Origin of the sequence: Helicobacter cetorum MIT 99-5656, assembly GCF_000259275.1 — a bacterium.
Taxonomy (GTDB): Bacteria; Campylobacterota; Campylobacteria; order Campylobacterales; family Helicobacteraceae; genus Helicobacter; species Helicobacter cetorum.
In genome coordinates this window covers 67,568-90,508 of sequence record NC_017735.1, presented here as the reverse complement: position 1 = coordinate 90,508, position 22,941 = coordinate 67,568, and the positions used below count along the sequence as shown (strand labels likewise).

Annotated in this window: 24 protein-coding genes; 12 read left to right on the top strand and 12 right to left on the bottom strand. The window is 36.7% G+C overall.

What is annotated here, in order from left to right; genetic code table 11:
• Position 1: 1 nt before the first annotated feature.
• From nuoH to secG, 12 genes are all read right to left on the bottom strand, one after another.
• On the bottom strand, positions 2 to 991 hold the full coding sequence (nuoH, locus tag HCD_RS00450; RefSeq protein ID WP_014658649.1) for an NADH-quinone oxidoreductase subunit NuoH: 990 nt from the start codon (positions 989 to 991) through the stop codon (positions 2 to 4).
• A complete protein-coding gene (locus HCD_RS00445; protein ID WP_014658648.1) occupies positions 988 to 3,495 on the bottom strand; it encodes an NADH-quinone oxidoreductase subunit G in 2,508 nt (835 codons plus the stop codon). Before HCD_RS00445 ends, nuoH begins: the two co-directional genes overlap by 4 nt.
• Entirely contained in the window at positions 3,492 to 4,490 is a 999-nt protein-coding gene (locus tag HCD_RS00440; protein ID WP_014658647.1) for a hypothetical protein, read from the bottom strand. Before HCD_RS00440 ends, HCD_RS00445 begins: the two co-directional genes overlap by 4 nt.
• 2 nt (positions 4,491 to 4,492) lie before the next feature.
• Complete coding sequence (locus tag HCD_RS00435; protein ID WP_014658646.1) at positions 4,493 to 4,723, bottom strand: NADH-ubiquinone oxidoreductase subunit E family protein; 231 nt, start codon at positions 4,721 to 4,723, stop codon at positions 4,493 to 4,495.
• Positions 4,720 to 5,949, bottom strand: coding sequence for an NADH dehydrogenase (quinone) subunit D (gene nuoD / locus HCD_RS00430; RefSeq protein WP_014658645.1), 1,230 nt, complete (start codon positions 5,947 to 5,949; stop codon positions 4,720 to 4,722). Before nuoD ends, HCD_RS00435 begins: the two co-directional genes overlap by 4 nt.
• A 1-nt stretch (position 5,950) precedes the next feature.
• Positions 5,951 to 6,748: an NADH-quinone oxidoreductase subunit C gene (locus HCD_RS00425; protein ID WP_014658644.1), complete on the bottom strand. Its 798-nt coding sequence runs from the start codon at positions 6,746 to 6,748 to the stop codon at positions 5,951 to 5,953.
• The gene (locus HCD_RS00420) at positions 6,748 to 7,227 is read right to left on the bottom strand and encodes a NuoB/complex I 20 kDa subunit family protein (RefSeq protein WP_014658643.1); all 480 of its coding nucleotides are present in this window, start codon (positions 7,225 to 7,227) and stop codon (positions 6,748 to 6,750) included. Before HCD_RS00420 ends, HCD_RS00425 begins: the two co-directional genes overlap by 1 nt.
• The gene (locus tag HCD_RS00415) at positions 7,227 to 7,628 is read right to left on the bottom strand and encodes an NAD(P)H-quinone oxidoreductase subunit 3 (RefSeq protein WP_014658642.1); all 402 of its coding nucleotides are present in this window, start codon (positions 7,626 to 7,628) and stop codon (positions 7,227 to 7,229) included. Before HCD_RS00415 ends, HCD_RS00420 begins: the two co-directional genes overlap by 1 nt.
• Before the next feature lie 131 nt (positions 7,629 to 7,759).
• Positions 7,760 to 8,239 (bottom strand): RDD family protein, encoded by a 480-nt coding sequence (locus HCD_RS00410; protein ID WP_014658641.1) that lies wholly within the window; start codon positions 8,237 to 8,239, stop codon positions 7,760 to 7,762.
• Positions 8,229 to 8,834, bottom strand: coding sequence for an orotate phosphoribosyltransferase (gene pyrE / locus HCD_RS00405; protein ID WP_014658640.1), 606 nt, complete (start codon positions 8,832 to 8,834; stop codon positions 8,229 to 8,231). Before pyrE ends, HCD_RS00410 begins: the two co-directional genes overlap by 11 nt.
• A 4-nt stretch (positions 8,835 to 8,838) precedes the next feature.
• A complete protein-coding gene (gene frr / locus HCD_RS00400) occupies positions 8,839 to 9,396 on the bottom strand; it encodes a ribosome recycling factor (protein WP_014658639.1) in 558 nt (185 codons plus the stop codon).
• Positions 9,396 to 9,911 carry a preprotein translocase subunit SecG gene (gene secG, locus HCD_RS00395; RefSeq protein WP_014658638.1) on the bottom strand — a complete coding sequence of 172 codons (516 nt, stop codon included), beginning with the start codon at positions 9,909 to 9,911 and terminating at the stop codon, positions 9,396 to 9,398. The genes frr and secG overlap by 1 nt, the downstream gene beginning before the upstream one ends.
• A 119-nt stretch (positions 9,912 to 10,030) precedes the next feature.
• On the opposite strand from secG, the gene HCD_RS00390 reads away from it, so the two are divergent.
• The 12 genes from HCD_RS00390 (at position 10,031) to HCD_RS00335 (ending at position 22,895) form a co-directional block, all read left to right on the top strand.
• On the top strand, positions 10,031 to 10,741 hold the full coding sequence (locus tag HCD_RS00390; protein WP_014658637.1) for a methyltransferase domain-containing protein: 711 nt from the start codon (positions 10,031 to 10,033) through the stop codon (positions 10,739 to 10,741).
• A gap of 72 nt (positions 10,742 to 10,813) precedes the next feature.
• Positions 10,814 to 11,794, top strand: a complete 981-nt coding sequence (gene trpS, locus HCD_RS00385; protein WP_014658636.1) for a tryptophan--tRNA ligase — start codon at positions 10,814 to 10,816, stop codon at positions 11,792 to 11,794.
• Positions 11,795 to 13,588: an extracellular solute-binding protein gene (locus HCD_RS00380; protein ID WP_014658635.1), complete on the top strand. Its 1,794-nt coding sequence runs from the start codon at positions 11,795 to 11,797 to the stop codon at positions 13,586 to 13,588.
• Positions 13,585 to 14,631, top strand: coding sequence for a microcin C ABC transporter permease YejB (locus HCD_RS00375; protein WP_014658634.1), 1,047 nt, complete (start codon positions 13,585 to 13,587; stop codon positions 14,629 to 14,631). Before HCD_RS00380 ends, HCD_RS00375 begins: the two co-directional genes overlap by 4 nt.
• A gap of 102 nt (positions 14,632 to 14,733) precedes the next feature.
• Positions 14,734 to 15,327: an SH3 domain-containing protein gene (locus tag HCD_RS00370; RefSeq protein ID WP_014658633.1), complete on the top strand. Its 594-nt coding sequence runs from the start codon at positions 14,734 to 14,736 to the stop codon at positions 15,325 to 15,327.
• A gap of 8 nt (positions 15,328 to 15,335) precedes the next feature.
• Positions 15,336 to 16,127, top strand: coding sequence for a shikimate dehydrogenase (locus tag HCD_RS00365; protein WP_014658632.1), 792 nt, complete (start codon positions 15,336 to 15,338; stop codon positions 16,125 to 16,127).
• Positions 16,127 to 18,052 carry an RNB domain-containing ribonuclease gene (locus tag HCD_RS00360; protein WP_014658631.1) on the top strand — a complete coding sequence of 642 codons (1,926 nt, stop codon included), beginning with the start codon at positions 16,127 to 16,129 and terminating at the stop codon, positions 18,050 to 18,052. The genes HCD_RS00365 and HCD_RS00360 overlap by 1 nt, the downstream gene beginning before the upstream one ends.
• Before the next feature lie 4 nt (positions 18,053 to 18,056).
• Entirely contained in the window at positions 18,057 to 19,085 is a 1,029-nt protein-coding gene (gene holA / locus HCD_RS00355) for a DNA polymerase III subunit delta (protein ID WP_014658630.1), read from the top strand.
• A gap of 104 nt (positions 19,086 to 19,189) precedes the next feature.
• The gene (gene rpsF / locus HCD_RS00350) at positions 19,190 to 19,618 is read left to right on the top strand and encodes a 30S ribosomal protein S6 (RefSeq protein WP_014658629.1); all 429 of its coding nucleotides are present in this window, start codon (positions 19,190 to 19,192) and stop codon (positions 19,616 to 19,618) included.
• A gap of 28 nt (positions 19,619 to 19,646) precedes the next feature.
• Positions 19,647 to 20,183 carry a single-stranded DNA-binding protein gene (locus HCD_RS00345; protein ID WP_014658628.1) on the top strand — a complete coding sequence of 179 codons (537 nt, stop codon included), beginning with the start codon at positions 19,647 to 19,649 and terminating at the stop codon, positions 20,181 to 20,183.
• A 21-nt stretch (positions 20,184 to 20,204) separates the two neighbouring features.
• Positions 20,205 to 20,462 carry a 30S ribosomal protein S18 gene (gene rpsR, locus HCD_RS00340; RefSeq protein WP_014658627.1) on the top strand — a complete coding sequence of 86 codons (258 nt, stop codon included), beginning with the start codon at positions 20,205 to 20,207 and terminating at the stop codon, positions 20,460 to 20,462.
• Between the two features lie 207 nt (positions 20,463 to 20,669).
• A complete protein-coding gene (locus HCD_RS00335; protein WP_014658626.1) occupies positions 20,670 to 22,895 on the top strand; it encodes a porin family protein in 2,226 nt (741 codons plus the stop codon).
• The last annotated feature ends 46 nt before the right edge of the window (positions 22,896 to 22,941 follow it).

Here is a 22,941-nt window from a genome sequence, read left to right as displayed (position 1 = left end):
CTTAAATCAAAATGATAATGCCTGTTAGCACAATGTTAAGTAAGGCTAAAGGCAACATAATTTTCCAGCACATGCCCATTAACTGGTCTGGTCTAACATGCGGAAAAGTCGCTCTAACCCACATGGATAAAAAGACAAAAAAGCACACTTTAATTAAAATGGCTATGCCACCCGGGATAAAGCCCCATGCATTAAACCCGCCAAAAAACACAATAGAAATCACAAAAGAAAAGGCGAATAAATGCGCATATTCAGCCAAGAAAAACATGCCCCATTTCAAGCCACTATATTCAGTGCAATACCCCGCTACAATCTCTGCTTCATGCTCTAACAAGTCAAAAGGAGTCCTATTAAGCTCAGCATAACTTGCGATTAAAAACAAAATAAAAGCCAAGGGTTGTTTGAATACGAGCCAATCTAAAAAACCACCGCTTTGATAGTTGTTAATCTCTACTAAAGAGAGCGAGCCTACTACCATTAAGGGAGCTAAAATTGTTAAGGTGCTTACCACTTCAAAACTGAGTAGTTGAATGGTAGCCCTTGCTGAGCCTATCAAAGAGTATTTATTATTAGAAGCAAGTCCGGCTAAAATAGGCGCATAAATGCCTGCTGAACCTACCGCTAAGAAAAATAAAAAGCCAATGTTAATATCAGAGATGATAGGCTTGATTTCATACCCAAACAAAGTGAAATTAGGGAAAAAAGGAATAGGTGCCATAGACACAAACGCACTCACCATAGCAATAATGGGGGCTAGTGTGAAAATGAATTTATTCGCCCCTTGGGGAATGATGTCTTCTTTGGTAAAAAGTTTAATGCCATCAGCAGCGACTTGCAAAAGTCCAAAAGGCCCTACATAACAAGGCCCTAAACGGCGTTGAAAATAGGCTAACACTTTTCGCTCAATATAAGTGGCAAAGCCCCCCAAGGCTGAAAAAATGGCAACCAAAACCAAGATTTTAATCAAAGTTTCAATGATGTAAGCACTCATGCTTGCTCCTTTAAACTCACGCTATCAAATACGCTCTCTTTGAAAAAGTTTGAAACACTATCTAAAATACAGGGCGAAATAACAAACACTTCTTGTTCCAAACTCTCATCAAGATACAAAATGCCTGTAACTTCATCTTGTTCTTTAGCTAAAGTAATGCTTTGTCCCACTTCTTTATTCAATTTTTCTAAGAAAGCTTTAGAAACATAAATACCGGCTTTTAATTGCAGATTCTCACTTTTATTAGTAGCGTGGTTGAATTGCGTTTCTGGGTATTTCAAATACGCATTGAATGTTATTTTTTCTTTTAGGGGTTTAATCGGTTCGCATTCTATCTTCTCATATTCTTTAGCACTATTTTCAAAATGACTTGATTCTAGTTTATAACCCCTATGATTAGCCCTATCGTTAGTGAAGTGATTAGTCAAACTATCAAAATCTATGGCCTTAAAACCAGCTTCTGTAGGAAGTTGCTTGGTGCATTCTATTAAATTTTCTTCAATAAAGCCAAAGCCTTGCATAATATCGCTCAAGTCATAGCCTTCAAAATTTAAAGCCGGTTTTAAAGGCAACACACGCCCTTCAATATTAGTTATGGTGCCTTCTAGCTGGTTTAAACTAGGCAAGATAAAATTAACTTTGTTAGTCGCACCTTTTTCAAAAACCTTGTTATCGCTACTGATTGTAAAATCTCCTTGAGCACGAATGCCTACAATTTTCTCATTCTCAAAACCTTCTGTGCTTAATTCACAAAGTGAAGCGATACCTAAAGCGTTCGCGCTAGGTGGGATAAGGGCAAAACGAATAGCACTTTTTTGAGCCAATAAACGCAACATTTTAGCGATATTTAAAGCTTGTTTATGGCTATAAATCTCTTCACCTATGACAAGCAAGGTGTTGCTTGATTTTTGCAAGAGTGCGAGAATTTTTTCATAAGTCTCTAGGCTTATGCCTACTTCTTCAAGCATAGAATAAGTGGTTTTTGTAGGAACTTCAAAATTTTCTTCTTGCTTTTGTCCTAGCTCTTGTGTGGCTACTTCTTCGTTGTTTGAGTGTTCGTTTTTTTCTTTATTTTCTTCTTCTTGCTTTTTCTTTTCTTCTAAGGCTTTTTGACGCTCTTCTTCTAATTTTTTTAGAGCCACTTCATCTACAACGCTTTGTTTGGAATCTTCTAAGCTTTTTAAACATGCGCTTTCAATATCAAGCATTTTTAAAAGCATACCCAAAAGAATTTCTTCAGCACCTACTTCGTGCGTGATATTTAGGACACTTCGGCTTAAATTCGCTAACGCATTATCCTTGATAGGGTGTAGAACTACTAAAGACGCCTTATTAAGTTTGAGAGCGTTATTGATAGCATAACGCATAAGCGGATTTTCTGTTTTGATAGAAGACCCAAGCGTAATGACTAGATTAGAAGTTTTGATTTCTTCAATGCTAGGGCGTTTGATTTCGCCTAATACCTTTAAGAATTGTTGGAAATGATACAAATCTTTATTATAGATTTTAAAGCCCAGTTGCTTTCTCAAACGCTCTATTAAAAACGCCTCTTCATTTGTAATATCTCCGCCTATTCGCACCGCATTACATTCTTTTAAGGTGTTTTGAGCTTCTTTTAGATTAGTGCTACCTTTAGAACTAGAGCTCACATCAAAAGCAAAACGCCCCGCCCCACAGATAGGGTTGTGGTAAAAATCATTCAGCACTCTAAAAATCTTAGATTCTTCGCCTAGAGTGTCAAAATGACGCACATCATATTGAACTAAACACCCCGCTGAACAATGCGTGCAAGTAGAAGTGATTTTTTTTAATTCCCATGCATTAGCTGTGTAAGCGAAGTCTTTGTAACTCATCGCCCCTACAGGGCATACTGCAATACATTCCCCACAATCATAGCAAGGCACACTACCCACAAAAGAAATAATGCCTTTCTGCTTACGACTCCACACGCTAAAGGCATCTTTTGGCATGCTATCTTTGAATTTATCTGGGGCGTGTAAGTTGGCTTTAGTGGCTTTGAGATTGTTTTCGCCCACATTGTCCTTACAAGTGGTTACACATCTCTCACACATAATACACAAATTAGGGTCATACAAGGCTTTTGCCCATGTGTCTAATTCTTTCATATCATCAGCAACCGCATAGGGCTGGTGTTCTACGCCCGTTAAATGCGTCATGTCCTGTAATTCGCACTCCCCACTCTTATCGCACACGCCACATTCTAGGGGGTGGTTTACATCATAAGTTTGCATAATGTTTTTTCTCTCAGCCATTAAAGCGGGGGTGTTAGTGAAAATGACTGCATTATTCTTGGGTTTAGTATTGCAACTATAAATGCGTTTGCCATCCATTTCAGCCATGCACATTTTACATGCGACAGTGGGCGAACAACCACTTAGATAACAAATAGCTGGAATGTAAATGCCAGCACCTCTAGCGGCTTCTAATACGCTTTGTCCCTCTTCGCATTCAATTGTTTTACCATTAATGGTTACTTTAATCATAAATTTCCTTGAGAGTGGGATAAGTTAGTAATGGGGGCATAAGGGTAAGTTTCTTTAGAAAACCCCTCTAAAATTGCAATTAAGCCTTTCAAATAAGGGCTTTCTTCTAGCTCGCATTCTATCGTTTTATCTAAGACTTGAATGTTAGCCTTAGTATAGTTGAGTTTATTGGCGATTTTAAATTGTTTAGAAAAATATAGTTTTGGGTTTTTGGTGCTGTTGCAAGCAAGGTAGGCAAATGAGCCATTAGCCTCATGGATTTGTTCTAAAGGCTCTAAATCTTTTGATTTGAGCTGTGATTTGAAAGGCAAGATTTGTTCTTTCAAAGCTGTTTTAAGCAACAATTCTTTGTCTTTTGAATGATAAATTAAAGGCGTTGAATCTGAAAAACTTGAAGATGCTTGTAGGATTTTTAAATGGATATGGTTTTGCAACTCGCTTAAAAGAGTGTATAAAAACAAACCATGAGCATGCTTTGTGATTTCTCTATTTAGGACAAACACCACTTTTTGAGCTTCAAAAATGAGTGCGATGAGTTCTTGCAATTCTTCCTCGCTCATATTAGCTTCAGAGCTTAGATACCCTACATCTATATTTTCTAAAACATGCCCTTTTAATTGCAAAGTTTTTTCTAAAATACCCCTTAAAAGCAAAGATAAAATTGCCACTTCGGTGTTAATTTCATAAGACATAAAAAGACAAGTTTCTTGCAGGTCTCTAGTGTCTTGCAAAGGTCTTAGTAAGGCGTAATTGAGTTTTGATTGATGGATGGTTTCTAGCAACAAACACTCATTTTCATTTAAGCAAGTGTTTGAAAATCCCCCAAACAAAACACATAAATCGCTTTTTTCTAAAAAATTTAAGTCATCTTTAGTCGCTTTATAGTTTATTTTAAAACCTTTTTTGAGAGATAATTGCTCCAAGTAATAGGTTTCTTCTAAGCTAAGAGATGAGTTTGCTTCTAAAAGAGAATTTAGGGGGTTAAAAGCACTCAAAATTAAGCCTTTTTCTTCACAACAATCGTCCAATCCGCTTGATTGAATCGTAAAGAATTAAGCAGTTCATGCCCTTTTGCTTGAATAAATTCAGCACTCTTAGGAATATTAGAAAAATCCCCCACCTCAAACATAAAAATCGCTACTTCACCTATTAGCATTTCTTTTTCAATCAATTCCTCTAGGCGTTCAAAAATATCCGCTTTTAAGGGGCGTAAATCAAAGCGTTTCATCTATCTACCTCGCCAAATACCGCATTTGTTGAGCCAATAACCGTTACCGCATCGGCTAAATATTGTCCTACTAAGATGTCTTGCAAAGCTCCGATGTGGTAAAAACTAGGGGCTCTAATCTTTAATCTATGGGGGTAGGGCTCACCTTCTGAATGGATAAAAAACCCTAATTCACCCTTAGGACTTTCTGTAGGGGCATACACCTCCCCAACAGGTGGGCGCATGCCTTGAGTTACTAAGACAAAATGTTGCATTAAGGCGTAGTTTTGAGTCATTATATCTTCTTTAGGCATAGAAATATAATGCGGATTTTGAGCCATAATGGGCGTATCAGTCTTAGCATACATAGGAATGAGTTGCTCAATGATGCGAATGCTTTCATCAATTTCTAGCATATACAAGCAATACCTATCATAGCTATCGCCATAATTACCTACCGGTATATCAAAATCAAGCTCTTTATAAAGCTCATAAGGCTCTTCTTTTCTAATATCATAGGCAATGCCAGTTGCTCTTAGCATAATGCCACTCATACCCCAACTTTGTGCCATTTTTTGCGTTACAACGCCCACATTTTCCAAACGCATACGCCAAATGCGGTTATTATCTAGTAAGCCTTGAATGAGTTTTTTGCATTCTCTCATTTCACCTAAGAATTTTTTTAAGCCTTCTAGCCAATTAGGGGGTAAATCCAAAGGCACACCCCCGATTCTTATGGCATTATGCGTCAATCTTGCTCCGCAATAATCCTCCATTAAATCTAGCCCATACTCTCTTGTCTTGAACGCATATAAAAACACGCTCATCGCCCCTACATCTAGGGCATGCACGCTGATAAAAAAGATGTGCGAAATCATGCGATTTAATTCCAATAAAATCGTGCGAATCACTTGGGCTCGGCGTGGGATTTCTAAATCTAGTAAGGTCTCTACAGCATGCGCGTAGGCGTAATTGTTGCTTGTAGAAGAAGTGTAATCTAATCTGTCTGTGGTAGGCATATATTCATTATAAGTCATGTTTTCGCCTAACTTTTCACAGCCCCTGTGTAAATAGCCAATTTCTGGGGTAGCTTTAATGATTCTTTCACCTTCTAATTCTAAAATCAAGCGTAATTGCCCATGGCTAGAAGGGTGCTGGGGTCCAAAGTTTAGCACCATTTGGTTATCATTGTGTTCAAAAATGATGTTTTCAAACTGGGGGTTGAGTTTAGTAAAATTTTGAGCCATTTTATAGCCTCTTCTTTAAAATAGTGGGAGCGAGTTTGTGCAAATCTTTGACAAAAGGAATTTTCTTAAACGCATGTTTTTCTTCTGTTTCTTTTAATGCTTCGCCCTTACCTTGTTCATAGCCAACTTTTGCAAAATTGAAGGTATCTTTTTCATCAATTCTAGCGCTATCTCGTTGCTCTTTGCCAATAATTTCTCTGTATTCTTTACCAAAGATTTTATCCACTTCATACCACTGGGCAAATTCATCGCCTTTAAGCGGATAAGAGCGTAATAAGGGATGTCCTACCCAATCATTAGGCATGATAATGCGTTTTAAATAAGGGTGCTTATCAAACACAATACCAAGCATATCATAGGCTTCTCTTTCACTCCAATTAGCCGAGCGGTATAAAAAGCTTAAGGAGTCTATGCTTTCATTAGGTTTTAAAACACATTTCACACGCACCCTACGGCGATTCTTACAGCCATGACTAAAACCCACAAATTGATAGAACAATTCAAAATGCCCTTTTTTAGCACACAAATCTATCGCACTCATTTCACTTAGAGTTTCATAACCTAAATGGCGTAGTATGGTAGCAATCTCAAAAATATCTTCTTTTTTAACCCAAAATACAGCGGTGTTGGTTTCTATGAATTTGTCTAAAATCTCATGCTTATAAGAGAGATGGTTATAGACAACTTCATAAGCACTACCTTCTAAATATTTTTTAGGGGTAGGTTCTATGATTTTGTAGCGGTCATGCTGGCGTGATTGTTTTTGCACATCTTCATAAGGGGATTGCTTTCTAATCATTAAATCAACCTTTTAGGGGCGTCTTGCTTAATCGCTTTAGAGCGTCTGATTTTATCTTGTAAAACCATAAGGGCGTATTGCAAGGTCTCTGGGCGTGGTGCACAGCCGGGCAAATAAATATCCACCGGAATGATTCTATCAGCCCCTTGAACGGTCGCATAAGTGTTAAACATTCCGCCGGTATTCGCACAACTTCCCATAGAAATCACCCATTTAGGTTCAGGCATTTGGTCATAGAGCCTACGCATAAACTCAGCGTGTTTTTTGGTGAGTGTGCCAGCAATTATCATCACATCGGATTGTCTGGGGCTGGCTCTAAAAATGGTGCCAAATCTATCAAAATCAAACCTTGAACCCCCTGTTGCCATCATTTCAATCGCACAACATGCCAAGCCATAGGTCAAAGGCCAAAGCGAATTAGAACGCCCCCAATTCAATAATTTATCCAAAGTGCTTAAAACGACTGGTGCTTGTTGCATTACTTCACCTCTAAATTTTGCCAAGTTAAAGCGTTTCGCTTGAGAGCATAAATAAAACCGATAGTTAAAAAGAAGACAAAGCCTAGCATTTCAACTAGCCCAAACAAGCCTAACTTTTTAAAATCAATCGCCCAAGGAAACATAAAGACAATTTCTACATCAAATAAAATAAAAAGCATAGCCATAATATAGAAATGGTGTGAGATTCTATTAGGCTGTTTGAGAGCCACAGGTCCGCATTCATACGGAGCAAGCTTAAGCTTTTCGCCTTTTTTTTGTGCCATCTTACGGCTTAAAAACCGCTGGATTCTTAAGGTCAAATTAAACACCCAAAAGGTGAATACTAACAAAACAAAAACGCCAAAATAGGGGTGATTCAATGCTTCTGTGGCTTGCTGCATCAGACTCTCAAACTCCTTATTTATTACTTTTAGCAAATGATGACACAGATTAAACCATATTTTTGCTAATCTTTAGCTGAAATAAAGAAAATTATTGTTTAAAAATATCCTATTTCTTAATGAAAAAATTTTTATTGTGGCTCCACTTCAATGTGAGTGCCACTGAGTTTGTCATGCAAGAAAAACTTAAAAATAAAGGGTGCGATAAATCCTATAAGTAATCCCATGCTAAATACCCATAAAATAAAGCGCCATAGGGCTAAGAAAAAGCCTACTTTTTCGCCATTATTTTTGATTAGTCTAAAATTTGCATAACGCATTCCGGGGCTTTGAGTTTTAAAAGCGATAAACAAGCTGTGTGTTAAGGCATAAAAAACTAGGCATAGAAAAATCGCACTTTGATTTTCCCTAAAACTCTTTGCGCTTCCCAAGATAATATAAGTCATAATATAAAGCATGGGGGTGTAAATCATAAAAATATCAGTGATAAAAGCTTTTAAGCGTAGGGTAATACCCAACCCTTTTAGGGAAAGTTGGGAAGTATTTTTTGTGGCGTTTCTAATGGGCGTTGGCTTTAAAAGAGTTTTAGCACGATTTTTTTTAGTTGCCACGACTTCCGGGTTTTATAGCAGTGCTTGTAGCACATAAAGGACACGCACTAGGCTCATGCATTTCAAAAACAAAATCTTCTAACGCAAAAAAGGGTAAGTTGTTAGGCAAGCATGCCCCCTCTTTAGCTTCTAAATGAGAATGGGTGCGTTTGCAAATCCCTCTATTAGCTAAAGCCCCAAAAGCTACAATTTTAGCACCCTTTTCTTCTAAGACTTTCGCACATTCCATAGCGGATTTTCCGGTAGTGATAATATCCTCACACACTAAAATCCTTTCATTCTCTTTGACTTCAAAGCCACGCCTTAAGGTCATTGTGCCATTCACCCTTTCAGTAAAAATAAAACGCACGCCTAAAGCTCTTGCAAGTTCATACCCAGCAAGTATGCCCCCAATGGCAGGTGAGCACACGCATTCTATATTCAAATGAGCTTCTTTAATTTGTTTGGCTAATTCTAGTGCAAATTGTTCGGCTAACTTAGGATTTTCTAATACCTTAGCGGATTGTAAATAATAATTAGAATGAAACCCACTACTGAGTAAAAAATGCCCTTCTAGGAGAGCTTTTGCGTTTTTATAACATTCTTTGACATTCATTGTCTTAGACCTTTAAAATATCATCTTCTTTGTTTTTCACGCTTTCATCAATTTTTTTAATGGCCTCATCAGTCATCTTTTGGATTTGCTCTTGAGCTTTCTTGCTTTCATCTTCGCTGATTTCTTTATCTTTTTCTAGTTTTTTCACTTTATTGTTAGCATCTTGGCGGATATTTCGCACAGCCACTTTAGCCTTTTCGCCCATAGCTTTGGCGTCTTTTGCGATGAGTTTTCTCTGCTCTGTTGTCATAGGCGGAAAAAAGAGCTTGATAGTCTCTCCATCATTATTAGGATTCACGCCTATATTAGCTTCTTGAATGGCTCTTTCAATTTCTTTGAGTAGGTTTTTTTCCCAAGGATTAATCTGAAGGGTGGTCGCATCTAGACTCATCACTGAGCCTACCTGATTTAAGGCTGTAGGTGTGCCATAATAATCCACTTTAACATTATCTAAAATATTCACTGAAACTTTCGCACTTCTTAGAGTAGAAAATTCTCTGCTTAGTGCTTGAACGCTTTTTTGCATCAAATCTTTGGTCTCGTTATAAATAGCTTGTAGCATTATTTTTCATCCTTTGTGGGTTGTTTTTTATGGGTGTTAGCATGCGTGGGTTTTGTATGGATTTTAGGCTTTTCTTGAGTTGCTTGAGTGTGTGGTTTTGCTGGTTCTTTTGTTTTTTTAGAAATATCAACAGAGAGCGGATTCAAAGGCTCTTTAGAAGGAGTCTTTGTTTGTGGAATGAGCAAAGGATTAGTTGGGGTTTCTTGCATAGGGTTGAGTGTGCCTGCTGAAGGAACTAAAGGCGAAAGCTCCTTGTTGGTTTTAGTCTCATCTAAAATGCTTTTGCCATATTCTTTGTTGTAGAGATAGCCTAGAGTAATGGTATTAATCACAAATAACAGACCTAAAAACATGGTTAATTTCGCCATAAAGCTCGCTGGTCCCTTAGCACCAAATAAGGATTCGTTGCTCCCACTATAAGCTCCTAAGCCGATGCTAGAACTTTTTTGCAACAAAACCACAACCACAATTAATACCGCTAAAACAATTTGTAAGCCTAATAGCACACTCGTCATAAACACTGATTCCTTAAAGTAAAAGATAATATCCCTAAAATTTAGCAAAAATTATGCTTAATCTTATCTAAAATTAGCTAAGAATACACTAAAATTTAGTTTTTAAATTTAAGGCGGTTATGTTAGATTCACTCCATTCATTCAACAGGCATGCTAACACCTATAATCTTTTTGCAAACATTCAACAACAAATTGCAAAGTATCTCATTCAATATCTAAAGCAAAAAGATTACACTAGGGTTTTAGACTTAGGCTCAGGAAGTGGTGCTATTTTTAAAGCCCTAGAGCAACAATGTATTTTCATTAAGGACTTCATCGCCTTGGACAATTCTATAAACATGCTCAAACTACACCCTACGCATTCCACAAACATTCAAAGAGTTTCTTTAGAGCATGCGGATTTTGAAAAATATGCTTTTAAAACTTATGATTTAATTGTGGCTTCTTCGTCTTTACAATGGGCAAAGGATTTAAAAAGCGTTTTAGAAAAAATTGCTTGTTCTAGCAAGGAAGTTGCACTAGCCATTCACACGGATTTTAGTTTGCATGAAGTGCATGAATTTTTAGGCACCACTTCGCCTTTGAGAAATCTTATGACACTCAAATCCTTAATCAAAAATATTTTTAAGGATTTTCAAATAGAATTAGAAACTAAGCGTTTTATTCTTTGTTTTGAGAATCAAAAAGATGGTTTGAATCATCTTAAAAAATGCGGTCTTTTGGGGGGTTCAACGCTTAATTTCAAGCAAAAAAAGCATTTTTTAAAAAATATGGTCCTTGAAAAATTGAGCTATGAAGCGTTGCTGTTTTCTGGGATTAAGCGTTCTTAAAAACTTAGAAAACACTGAAATATTAAAATTAGCTTGCTACAATAATGCCACCTTAATTAACGAGAAAACAAAATGCAAAAAAAACGAGTCTTTTCAGGCATTCAGCCCACAGGACAAATCCATTTGGGTAATTATCTAGGAGCGATTAAGCATTGGGTTAAGATGCAAGATGAGTATGAAAACCTTTTTTGTGTGGTTAATTCGCATGCCATTACTCTACCCATAGAGCCTAAGTTTTTAAAAGCACAAAGCTATGAATTAGTCAAATTGCTTCTAGCTTGTGGGATTAGTTCTAGTCAATCAGGGTTGTTTATTCAAAGTGAAATTGATGAACACCCTGCATTAGCGTGGTTATTAGATTGTCAAGTTTCTATGGGAGAAATGCAAAGAATGACGCAATTTAAAGATAAATCTTTGAAAAACCCAAAAAGCGTGACCGTAGGGCTTTTTAATTATCCTATTTTAATGGCGTCAGATATTTTATTGTATCAAACGGATTTAGTGCCGGTGGGCGAAGACCAAAAACAGCATTTAGAACTCACACGAAATGTTGCAGAAAAGTTTAATAGGGATTTTGGAATGTGCTTTAAAGTGCCTGAACCTTTAATTGCAAAAGTGGGGGCAAGGGTTATGGGACTAGATGAACCAAGCGTTAAGATGAGTAAATCGCATAAGGGGGTAAATCATGCGATTTTTCTTTTAGATGAACCTGATGTGATTCTTAGAAAAATCAAAAAAGCCACTACGGATTCTATCGGCACGATTAAATTTGATGAAAATAGAGAAGGCATTTTTAATCTCTTGAATATCTATATGCTTTTAAGTAATGAGAGTAAAGAAAATATAGAAGAGCGTTTTAGAGATAAGGGCTATGGGGATTTTAAAAAAGAATTAGCCGAAGTTATTATCCAAGCCTTAAAACCCATACAAGAAAGATATAAAGAAATCAGTGATGATGAAGTGAGAATAGTGTTAAATCAAGGCGTAGAAAAAGCTAGGCCTTTAGCAAGAGCTACTTATCAAAAAGCTAAAGATTTAATGGGGTTAATTTAAGTGTTATTGAGAATTTTGGGCTTATTTTTAGGGATATTTTATGTTTTAAAAGCAACGCCCTATTTGTATTTAGGTGAAGAACCCAAATACAAGGATAAATTCACGCATTTTGAGTATGTTAACCCTAACGCCCCTAAGGGTGGGGTCTTAAGAAATGAAGCGATAGGAACTTTTGATAGTTTCAACCCTTTTGTCATTAAAGGCACTAAGGCAGAAGGCTTGGATTTAATCTATGATACTTTAATGGCACAAAGTTTAGATGAACCTTACGCAGAATACCCCTTGATTGCTAAAGATGTAGAAGTGGCTAAGGACAATAGCTATGTGATTTTTACCTTAAATAAAAGAGCAAGATTTAGCAATAACGCTCCCATTTTGGCTGTTGATGTAAAATTTAGCTTTGATACGATAATGAAACTTGGCTCACCCATCTATAAGCAATACTATCAAGATGTAGAAAAATGTGTTATTTTGGACAGGCATCGTGTTAAATTTATCTTTAAAACCACCGAAAATAAAGAGTTGCCTTTGATTTTAGGGCAATTACAGATTTTTTCAAAAAAAGCCTTTAAAAAGGATTATTTCACCAAAAATCCTTTGCTTATTCCGGTTTCTAGCGGTCCTTATAGAATCGCTTCTTTTGATGTGGGTAAGAAAATCACTTATCAAAGAAACCCTAATTATTGGGCAAGAAATTTAGCCAGTAGAAAGGGGCAATTTAATTTCAATCAAGTGAAATTTGAGTATTACAAAGATGAAACGATTGCATTACAAGCCTTTTTATCTGGGGCGTATGACTGGCGGATTGAAAGCGTGGCTAAGGTTTGGGCTAGGGGCTATGTGGGAAAGGCTATAGACAACAAGGAAATCACAAAGCATTTAATAGCCCATAAAATGCCAAGTGGCATGCAAGGGTTTTTCTTTAACACACGCCGTGCGATTTTTAAGGATAAAAGGGTGCGTGAAGCCTTGTTTTACGCTTTTGATTTTGAATGGGCAAATAAAAACTTATTTTTTTCACAATACAAACGCATCACGAGTTTTTTCAGTAATTCTGTGTATGCATCCACCCTTTTGCCAAGTCCTGAAGAAAAAGCTTTGCTAACCCCCTATGAAAAGAATTTAGATGAAAGGGTTTTTGATGAGCCTTTTGTCGTGCCAAGAACTGATGGAGCCGATGTTTTGGGCTACAACTTGAGAGAGAATTTAAAATACGCTCAAGGGCTTTTAAAAAGTGCTGGTTACACCTTTAAAAACATGCGTTTAGTGGATAAGAATAATAAGCCCTTTAGTTTCACCTTGCTCTTAAATAGCCCAGCATTTGAAAGATTAGCCCTAGCTTTTGCTAAAAACCTTAGAGTGTTAGGCATTGAATTGCAAATTCAAAGAGTGGATTTGAGTCAATATGTCAATAGGGTTAAAAGCTATGATTTTGATATGGTGGTGGGAGTGATAGGTCAATCACCCTTTCCAGGTAATGAACAACGCTTTTATTTTGGCTCAAGTAGTGCCAAGGAAAAAGGCACTAGAAATTACGCTGGAATTTCTAGTAAAATCGTGGATAACTTGATTGAAAAAATTATCAATGCCAAAGATTATAAAGAGCAAGTAGTTGCCACTCAAGCTATGGATAGAGTGCTATTATGGGGATTTTATGTGATTCCGCATTTTTATTTACCCACTTATAGAATTGCAACATACAATTACATCGGCTTGCCTGAAACTAGCCCTAGTTATGGATTCTCGCCTTATTTATGGTGGGCAAAAAAGTATGAAAAGGGGCATGCTAAATGATTACTTACATTCTTAAACGCTTGGTGCTGATTATTCCTACCTTATTGGTTATTATGACTATCAATTTTTTTCTTATTCAATCCGCCCCAGGGGGTCCTGTAGAACAAATGATGGCTAAAATCAATAACACTCAATCTAAAGAAACACAAAGCGCTTCTAAGGGGAGTATTTATAGGGGGTCTCAAGGCTTGGAGAGTGATTTGCAAGAGAGCTTGAAAAAGCTTTATGGTTTTGATAAGCCCATAGGTGAACGCTACTTGCTCATGCTTAAAAAGTATTTGCAATTTGATTTTGGCGAGAGCTTTTACCGTCAAATTAAAGTGGTTGATTTGATTAAAGAAAAGCTGCCGGTTTCTGTTTCTTTGGGACTTTTTAGCACGCTTCTAATTTATCTGATTTCTATTCCTTTGGGGATTTTTAAGGCTAGACATAATAATGAGCCTTTAGATGTGCTTAGTAGCGTGGTGATTATTGTTGCAAATGCCATTCCAGCGTTTTTGTTTGCGGTCGTATTGATTGCTTTTTTTGCAGGGGGGAATTATTTGCACTGGTTTCCTTTAAAGGGGCTAGTGAGCGATAATTTTGAAAGTTTCAGCACGCTAGGTAAAATCAAGGATTATTTATGGCATATTACCCTGCCTGTGATTTGTATTTCTTTGGGGGGTTTTGCAAGCCTTACGCTTTTGGTTAAAAACTCTTTTTTAGATGAAATGGGAAAGCTTTATGTAGTGAGTGCTAAGGCTAAGGGTTGTTCAGTGGGGCGTATTTTTTACGCTCATGTGTTTCGCAATGCGATTTTATTAGTCGTGGCTGGTTTTCCACAAGCTTTTTTAGGCATGTTTTTTAGCTCAAGCCTACTCATAGAGATTGTTTTTAGCTTAGATGGGTTAGGGCTATTAGGGTATGAAAGTATAGTGAGTAGGGATTATCCGGTGGTTTTTGGTTCGCTTTATATTTTCACGCTTTTAGGTTTAGTGGCAAGCTTAGTGAGTGATTTGCTCTGTGCGGTGATTGACCCTAGGATTGATTTTGAAAAGCGTTAAGTCTTTTCTCAAAGTTTTATCCTTTTTGCGATACAATAGGGAGTAATTGAAGCATTATAAAGAGCCACACACTATAAAATTTTGTTATCGTTGAGGTAAGAGATGAAACTTTTTTTTAGACTTTTTGCACAGCCCCTGTTGGTTGTTTTGGGGTTTGTGCTGGTGTATGCCTTAGTGTATGTTGTGCTTGGCATGTCTGTTGAGAAAGGGCATGAAGTAAAAGGGCATTCAAATAAGAGCGTTAAAGAGGAGCGTTCCAAAAAAGCTGAAGTAAAAACTCAAGAAGAGACCCAAGAAGAGACTAAAGAAAGCATTAAGGAAAGCGAAACTCCTTCTGAAAAAGAAGTGAAAGAAAAAAAGAATAACCCCCTTCAAGAAAATAAACAAGAAGTTAGATTTGAGCAAGAAACCAAGGAGTTACAACCCCCCCTTGCCCAGCCTGATATTCAATCTAAGAAAGAAAGCATGCATGCTGTGGTAAAAAAAGCGTCTTTAGAAGTGTTGGGAGATTATAGGGTTATGGCAAGTGGCGTGAATGTGCGAGCTTTTCCTAGCACAAAAGGTAAAATCATCGGTTCGCTTTTGAGAGACCAGGTCGTGAAGGTGCTAGAGATTCAAAAAGATTGGGCAAAAATCCAGCTTTCTGCGAGTGTTCAGGGATATGTATTTTTGAAGTTTTTGAAAAAGTCTCATTAAGCGAAGTTATGGTTTTAAAATCCTTTGGGGTTTTTGGCAACCCCATTAAGCATTCCAAATCACCCTTAATCCATAACGCTTGTTTTTTGGCTTACCAACAATCTTTAGGGTTTTTGGGGCATTACCACCCTATATTGCTTCCTTTAGAGAGTCATATCAAAGATGAGTTTTTGGGCTTAGGGCTAAGCGGGGCTAATGTAACCTTACCCTTTAAGGAAAGGGCGTTTCAAATTTGTGATGAAGTCAGGGGCATAGCCCTTGAATGCAAGTCGGTAAACACCCTTGTTTTAGAGAATAATCAGCTTGTAGGTTACAATACTGATGCCTTAGGCTTTTATCTTTCACTAAAGCATAAAAGCTATCAAAACGCTTTGATTTTAGGCTCTGGGGGGAGTGCTAAAGCATTAGCATGCGGATTAAAAGAACAAGGCTTAAAAGTAAGCGTGTTGAGTCGCTCTGCTAATCATTTAGATTTCTTTGAGCAATTAGGCTGTGCTTGTTTCACTAATGCCCCTAAAAATGCCTTTGATTTGATTATTAATGCCACTTCAGCGAGTTTGAATAATGAACTACCTTTGGATAAAGAGATTTTGAAAGGGTATTTTAAAGAAAGTAAGCTTGCTTATGATTTAATGTATGGGGTTTTAACGCCCTTTTTGTCTCTAGCAAAAGACTTAAATATAAATTTTCAAGACGGAAAAGACATGCTAGTTTATCAAGCGTCTTTAAGCTTTGAAAAATTTAGCTCTTCTAAAATCTCTTATTCAAAGGCATTTGAAATAATGCGAAGTGTTTTTTGATGCAAGGGTTTTTAAGAAGTCTGTTTTTTGGGGTTAAAGGTATTCCTAAGAAATTCGCTCCTTTAGTAGAAAGGGGTGTTCTAAAAGAAGTGGTTGATTTTAAAAATCAACGCTATATTTTAAAAGAAGGCTTTGAAATCGCTAGAGTTCAACGAGTGCATAAAAATAAGGCGTTTTTAATCTCTTTAGCTAGAAGCTATCCTAAAGACCCATTAATTAGGAATTTGCCCCATTCTTTGGATAGTAACGCTATTATCTTATGTGCTATTAAGCCCCATAAAAACCGCCCCATAGCTTTTTTTAAAGCCGTTATCACTGATGAAGCACCTTTTATGCTAGGTTACTTAGCTAAAAAAAATAACCAAATCATCGCCCTTTCCTTTAAAGAGCCTTTTAAAAAAGCCCTTGTTTTAAAACACAGCCAAAAATCCTTATTAGGACTGCCTAGAAATTGCGTGGTAAAAATTGACACTAAAAAGCGTAAAATTAGTGAAATTTTAGGGGCTTTAGAAGACCCTTTGCTAGATGAAAACCTTTCTTTAAGTCTTTTTGATAGAATCAAGGATTTTTCAAAAGATTGTTTGAATTTAGCCCACCATTATGCACAAATTAAAGCTACAGATTTTAAAAATAGAATCAATTACTCTCGCATTCCTTTCATTACGATTGACCCAAAAGATGCCAAAGATTTTGATGATGCGATTTTTTATGACCGAGAAAAAAATGTCTTGTTTGTAGCTATTGCTGATGTGAGCGAATTTGTGCCAAAACATTCAAGCTTAGATACAGAAGCTAGGCTTAGGGGCTTTAGCGTGTATTTTCCTAATAGTGTCTATCCCATGCTTCCTTTGAGCCTGTCTCAAGGGGCATGTTCATTAAAGGCAAAAGAAAAACGCTTAGCTTTAGTGTATGAAATTCCTTTGAATGCATTAGAGAACGCTCAATTGTTTCAAGGTATTATTGAAGTTAGAGCTAATTGTAGTTATGAAGAAATCAATCATTTTCTAAGCCATAAAAAAAGCTCATTGAGCAAAGAATTACAAAAAAGCCTTTTGGGGTTTTTAGAAGTTGCTTTAAAGTTAAAAGATAAGCGTTTAAAAAAGGGGTTTGATTTCAATGCGTTTGAAAACAAGCTTTATTTGAATGAAGAAGGGCGTATAGAAAAGATTGAAATAGAAAAAGCAAGCTACGCACACACCCTTATAGAAGAAGCTATGCTACTAGCTAATCAATCTAGTGCGAGATTATTAGATAGACATTTTCACAATAAGGGGATATACCGCATCCACAAAGAGCCAAGTTTAGAGCAACAAAAACGCCTTTATGCTAAGCTTTTTGACTATGACATTATTCGCCCTAAAAACATGGGGTTTTTTCCATTTTTAGAATATGCCCTAAAAGTGGCGAAAGAAAAGAAATTAGAAAGAGAAGTTGCACGCTTGATAATCAAATCTCAAAATGAAGCACTCTATAGTTTCACTCAAGAAAGCCATTTTGGTTTAGGGTTTTTTAGCTATACGCATTTCACTTCACCCATTAGAAGGTATAGCGATTTAGCCTTACATAGGCTTTTAAAAGAATTGTTGTTTCATCAAGCTAAAGGTTGCTCGTATTTGCTAGAAGAAATGCCCCCCTTATGCTCCGAATTAAACGCTTTACAAAAAAAGGTCGCTTTAATTGAAAGGGATTTTGTCAAACGCAAATACACTCGCCTAGCCTTAGAGCATTTAGAAGAAGAGTTTCAAGGTATTGTTTTAGAGATTAAAGATGAAGTGGTTGTAGGATTAGAAGGAAAGCTTGTAGGACTAAAAGTCTTAGTAAAAACCCCAAAAACTTTTAGAGTGTTAGAAAAAGTGCGTGTTAAAATCACGCATGCTGACTTAGTTTTAGGACAAGTTAAAGGCGAAATCATAGAAAGGATTTAGGATTATGTATCGTAAAGATTTGGATAATTATTTGAAACAGCATCTTCCAAAAGCGGTGTTTTTGTATGGGGAGTTTGATTTTTTTATCCATTACTACATTCAAATGATTAGCTCTCTTATCAAGCGGAGTAATCCTAATATAGAGACTTCGTTTTTTTATGCGAGTGATTATGAAACGAGTCAGGTGATGACACTTTTAGAACAAGATTCTCTATTTGGAGATAGTAGTTTAGTGGTTTTAAAATTAGACTTCGCTCTTTTAGGGCGTAAGAAATTCAAAGAAAATGACATTAATCTTTTTTTAAAAGCCTTAGAACGCCCCAGTAATCACAGACTCATTGTAGGACTTTATGGAGCTAAGAGCGAGCTGATTAAATACAAATATAGTAGCGATACCATGGTAAAAATGTTTCAAAAAAGCCCCTTAAAAGACCAAGCCATTTACGCTCGCTTTTTTACCCCTAAAACTTGGGAGAGTTTGAAGTTTTTGCAAGAAAAAGCCCATGCATTAGGGGTAAACATTAACAGCCATTTGCTAAACACTCTTTTTGAAATTAACAACGAAGATTTAGGCATTGCATTGAGCGATTTAGAAAAACTAGCTATTTTAAACACTCCTATTACTTTAGAAGACATTCAAGAATTAAGCTCAAATGCGGGGGATATGGATTTACAAAAGCTCATTTTAGGGCTTTTTCTTAAAAAAAGCGTTCTAAATACCTATGATTATTTGCTGAAAGAAGGCAAGAAAGACCAAGACATTTTAAGGGGCTTAGAAAGGTATTTTTACCAGCTTTTTTTATTTTTCGCCCATATTAAGACTACAGGTTTAGTGGACGCTAAAGAAGTTCTAGGCTATGTGCCACCCAAAGAGATTGCAGAAAATTATGCTAAAAATGCCTTACGCTTAAAAGAAGTCGGCTATAAGCGTGTGTTTGAAATCTTTAGGTTATGGCATGTTCAAAGCATGCAAGGACAAAAGGAATTAGGTTTTTTGTATCTAGCACAAATTCAAAAAATCATCAATAATTAAAAAGTTTAATTAAAAAACAAGTGAAAGAAAGGTATAATCCAAGGGTTTTTTAGACCTTGCTCTTTTTTAGTAAAAAAAGGGCTGTTAAACCACAAGGAGAGTTAATGAGACATTATGAAACGATGTTTATTCTCAAACCTACTCTAGTAGAAGAAGAGATTAAAGCAAAAATTGAGTTTTATAAAGAAGTGATTACTAAGCATAGTGGCGTGATTGAGACTAGCTTAGATATGGGTATGCGTAATCTAGCTTATGAAATCAAAAAGCATAAAAGGGGTTACTACTATGTGATTTATTTCAAAGCGGAGCCTTCAATGATTTTGGAGCTTGAAAGATTGTATCGCATTAATGAAGATGTGTTGCGTTTTATTGTCATTAAATACGACAGCAAGAAAGAGGTAGAAGCTTGGCATTCGCTAGTGGATAGAGCTAACAAAAAGCCATCGCACACTAAAGAAAAGCATGAAAAATCTGAGCCAACACACTCTCATAATGAAGAGAAAGTAGAAAGCACAGAAGCACATAGTGAGTGATTTTGATAACAACATTTAGGGGCTTATGATGTTTAACAGGGTGATTATGGTAGGGCGTTTGACTAGGAATGTGGAGTTGAAGTATTTACCTAGTGGTTCAGCCGCAGCTACAATAGGCTTAGCCACAAACAGGCGTTTTAAAAAGCAAGATGGTACACTCGGCGAAGATGTATGCTTCATAGATGTGCGGTTGTTTGGACGCACGGCTGAAATTGCTAACCAATATCTAAGCAAGGGTTCAAGCGTTTTGATAGAAGGGCGTTTGACCTATGAGAGCTGGACAGACCAAATGGGTAAAAAAAATTCTCGCCACACTATCACAGCAGACTCTTTGCAATTTATGGATAGAAAACCCACTGAAGACAATGCCATGCATGACAATTTCAATAACGCCTATCCTAACCAAACGAGCTATAACGCCCCTAATCATGATAATTTTAATCAAAGCCCAAATTATTCAAATTATCAAAACACTTATGCCAAAGAGATTCCACAGGCACAGCCACCTAAATATCAAAACAGCGTGCCTGAAATCAATATTGATGAAGAAGAAATCCCCTTTTAAGGGTTAAATTAAGGAGACATTATGGAAAGAAAACGCTATTCAAAACGCTATTGCAAATATACTGAAGCTAAAATCAGCTTTATTGATTATAAAGATTTGGACATGCTCAAGCACACGCTATCAGAACGCTATAAAATCATGCCTAGAAGATTGACAGGTAATAGCAAGAAGTGGCAAGAGAGAGTGGAAGTAGCGATTAAAAGAGCCAGGCATATGGCATTAGTGCCTTACATTGTAGATAGAAAGAAAGTAGTAGACAGCCCTTTCAGACAGCATTAAATTTTTCAATTTTTTCATGGGGGGGCTATTATGTAACCCCCTACTTGTATTTTCAACCCCACTTTTAAGCTTTTCAAGGTATTTAAATATCTTTTAATCAAATTTGATTACAATAAGACTACTTAATAAAATAAACCACTTAAGGACAAACAATGACTAAACGAGAGAGAGAGAGAGAGAGAGAGAGAGAGTAAAAGGCGGAATGTTTTGAGTAATAATAAAAATCTTACAACAAACTTAAAGCAACTCAGCAAAAGTGCATGCATTGTTTTAGCGGGTGTGCTAAGTGAATGTGAAGCCCACCCCAAAAGTGGCTTTTTTATAGAAGCAGGGTTTGAAACCGGTATGTCAAGCGTTACTGAAAGCGTCCAAAAACGCTCCAACCCACAATCAGTCTTAGGAAATAGCCTGTATCAACAAGGATATTCGCCTAACAGGATAACTTCTACAACAGAGTCTACTAAGAAACATGAAAATGGTTCAAACACAAGCAAAACTAGAGCCAAGAGAAGTGTGGACAATTCCCAAAATGAAACCCCCACAACAGCGAGTGCGGATAATATTTCTAATCCAAAAGAGAGTGTGGAAAATAAAAGCTTGACTGAAGAAAACAAACAAGCCAATATTCCCCAAGCTGTCGTGGAACAAGCACACCAAGAAGCAGAAACGCCACAAGAAAATACCAATAACAGCCCTTATGCGAATATCAAAGATTTAAAAAATCTAAGCGTTTCACATGTAACAACGAGTGATTATGCTTCTTCTGCAGAGCTTTATGCTGATGGAAAAATCGCAGGAACAACTTTTTCTACCACCAACCCCATAGCAACAAGTTATGACACTTCAAAAAATCAAATCACTATTGATAACCACTTATCTCAAGATTTAAAGAATGTTAAATTAGTGGTTAAAGTGGCTGATAACACCCAAACACAAGGTTATAGAGAAGTAGAAATCGCCACTTTTGAAAGTATTCCTAAAAATTCGCATATGACTATATCTAAAGATAAAATTCCAGCTTTTAATGATACAGCCTTACAGAATGCAAACACGCAAAACTTTGAGTTTAGATACAATGGCACAACAACTCCCACTGATACACAAGAGCAACAAACTAAAAAAGCCCTAGAAGCTCTAGCGAGTATCACCACGAATATTCATGGCACTTTTAGAAACGGATATTCTTATAATGGGTGTGGCTCATATCAATGCTATACAGATACTACAAAAGAATACGCCCAAAAACTCCCTTTGCTTTTATTAGATCTAGCCTATGTTTTAGATTCGCAAAAATGGGCTGATGCAGTTCATAATGCTAATTTTGATTTTTATGATAGCCGTAATCAAGTAATTTCCAAAGAATATGTAATCCAAAACATGCGGGGCGATAGCCATAATTTAGCTTTCCGTCAATTAAATAGAACACATAATATAGCGGGTTTAGCTAGTCCCTATCTTTACGCACTGAGCGACACTGCTTTTAGCGAATTTTCTAACCCCTTGCTTTATGACCCTAAGGCTATCACATATGAGCATTTGCAAAAATTCTACGAATTTATGCATGAATACGCCCACACTAGGGGCTATTTGCATAGCGGAAACATGACTTATGGTAATAGTCATGGTGATTGTGGAACAGACAATCGGTGTAATAGCATTACTACAGGTGCTGGAAACCCCCATGGAGATGGTTTCACTTCTTTAACCACTAAGGTGTGGCTAGACATGGAAGAAAGAGGTGAAATTCCTTTTCAGGTCATTAAGTGTCCTTATTCTAGTTGCTCTGCATACACTACAAGTGAAGAAGTCCCCTATTTTAAAAACCTAAATTCTCCAAACAACCCACATTACTTAGCCCACAATTTCATGGTGTCAAATGTTTCAAACATGATGCAAACCTTGAGCAACACTATTCAATCAACTACAAATCTTTCGCCCACAAATAAGCGGCAAAATTCTCCTATGTTAGGCTTCAACACCCAAATAGGTTATCAAAACTATTTCAACAACATTATCGGTCTTTCTTACTATGCTATGTTTAATTACAACTTCTCTAAAAGACAAGGCTTATTAAACAAAACACAACAATATGGAGTAGGGGGTGGAGTGAATCTCTTAATAGACTTTATCAATGTCTATAAAGATAAAAACTTCAAATCTTCTTTTGGAGTCTTTGCTGGAGCTAGAGCCTTGTATAACCGCTATCAATTCAATGGTATGATTAACGCTAGCAAGCATAAAGGCAATGTCTATTTCACTACAGGCTTTAACTACCGCTACAAGCATTCTAAAATCTCTCTAGGAATTAGTATGCCACTTATTAAACAAAACATTAAAGCCCAACTACTTACAGAAGAAACTATCAACGAAGTGGCTTTGAATGAAAACTTTAACAACATGCATGTGTTTATGAATTATGGGTGGGTGTTTTAAAGAATATACTAGGATAGCATGGAAAAATATCTCATTAATGGTTTGA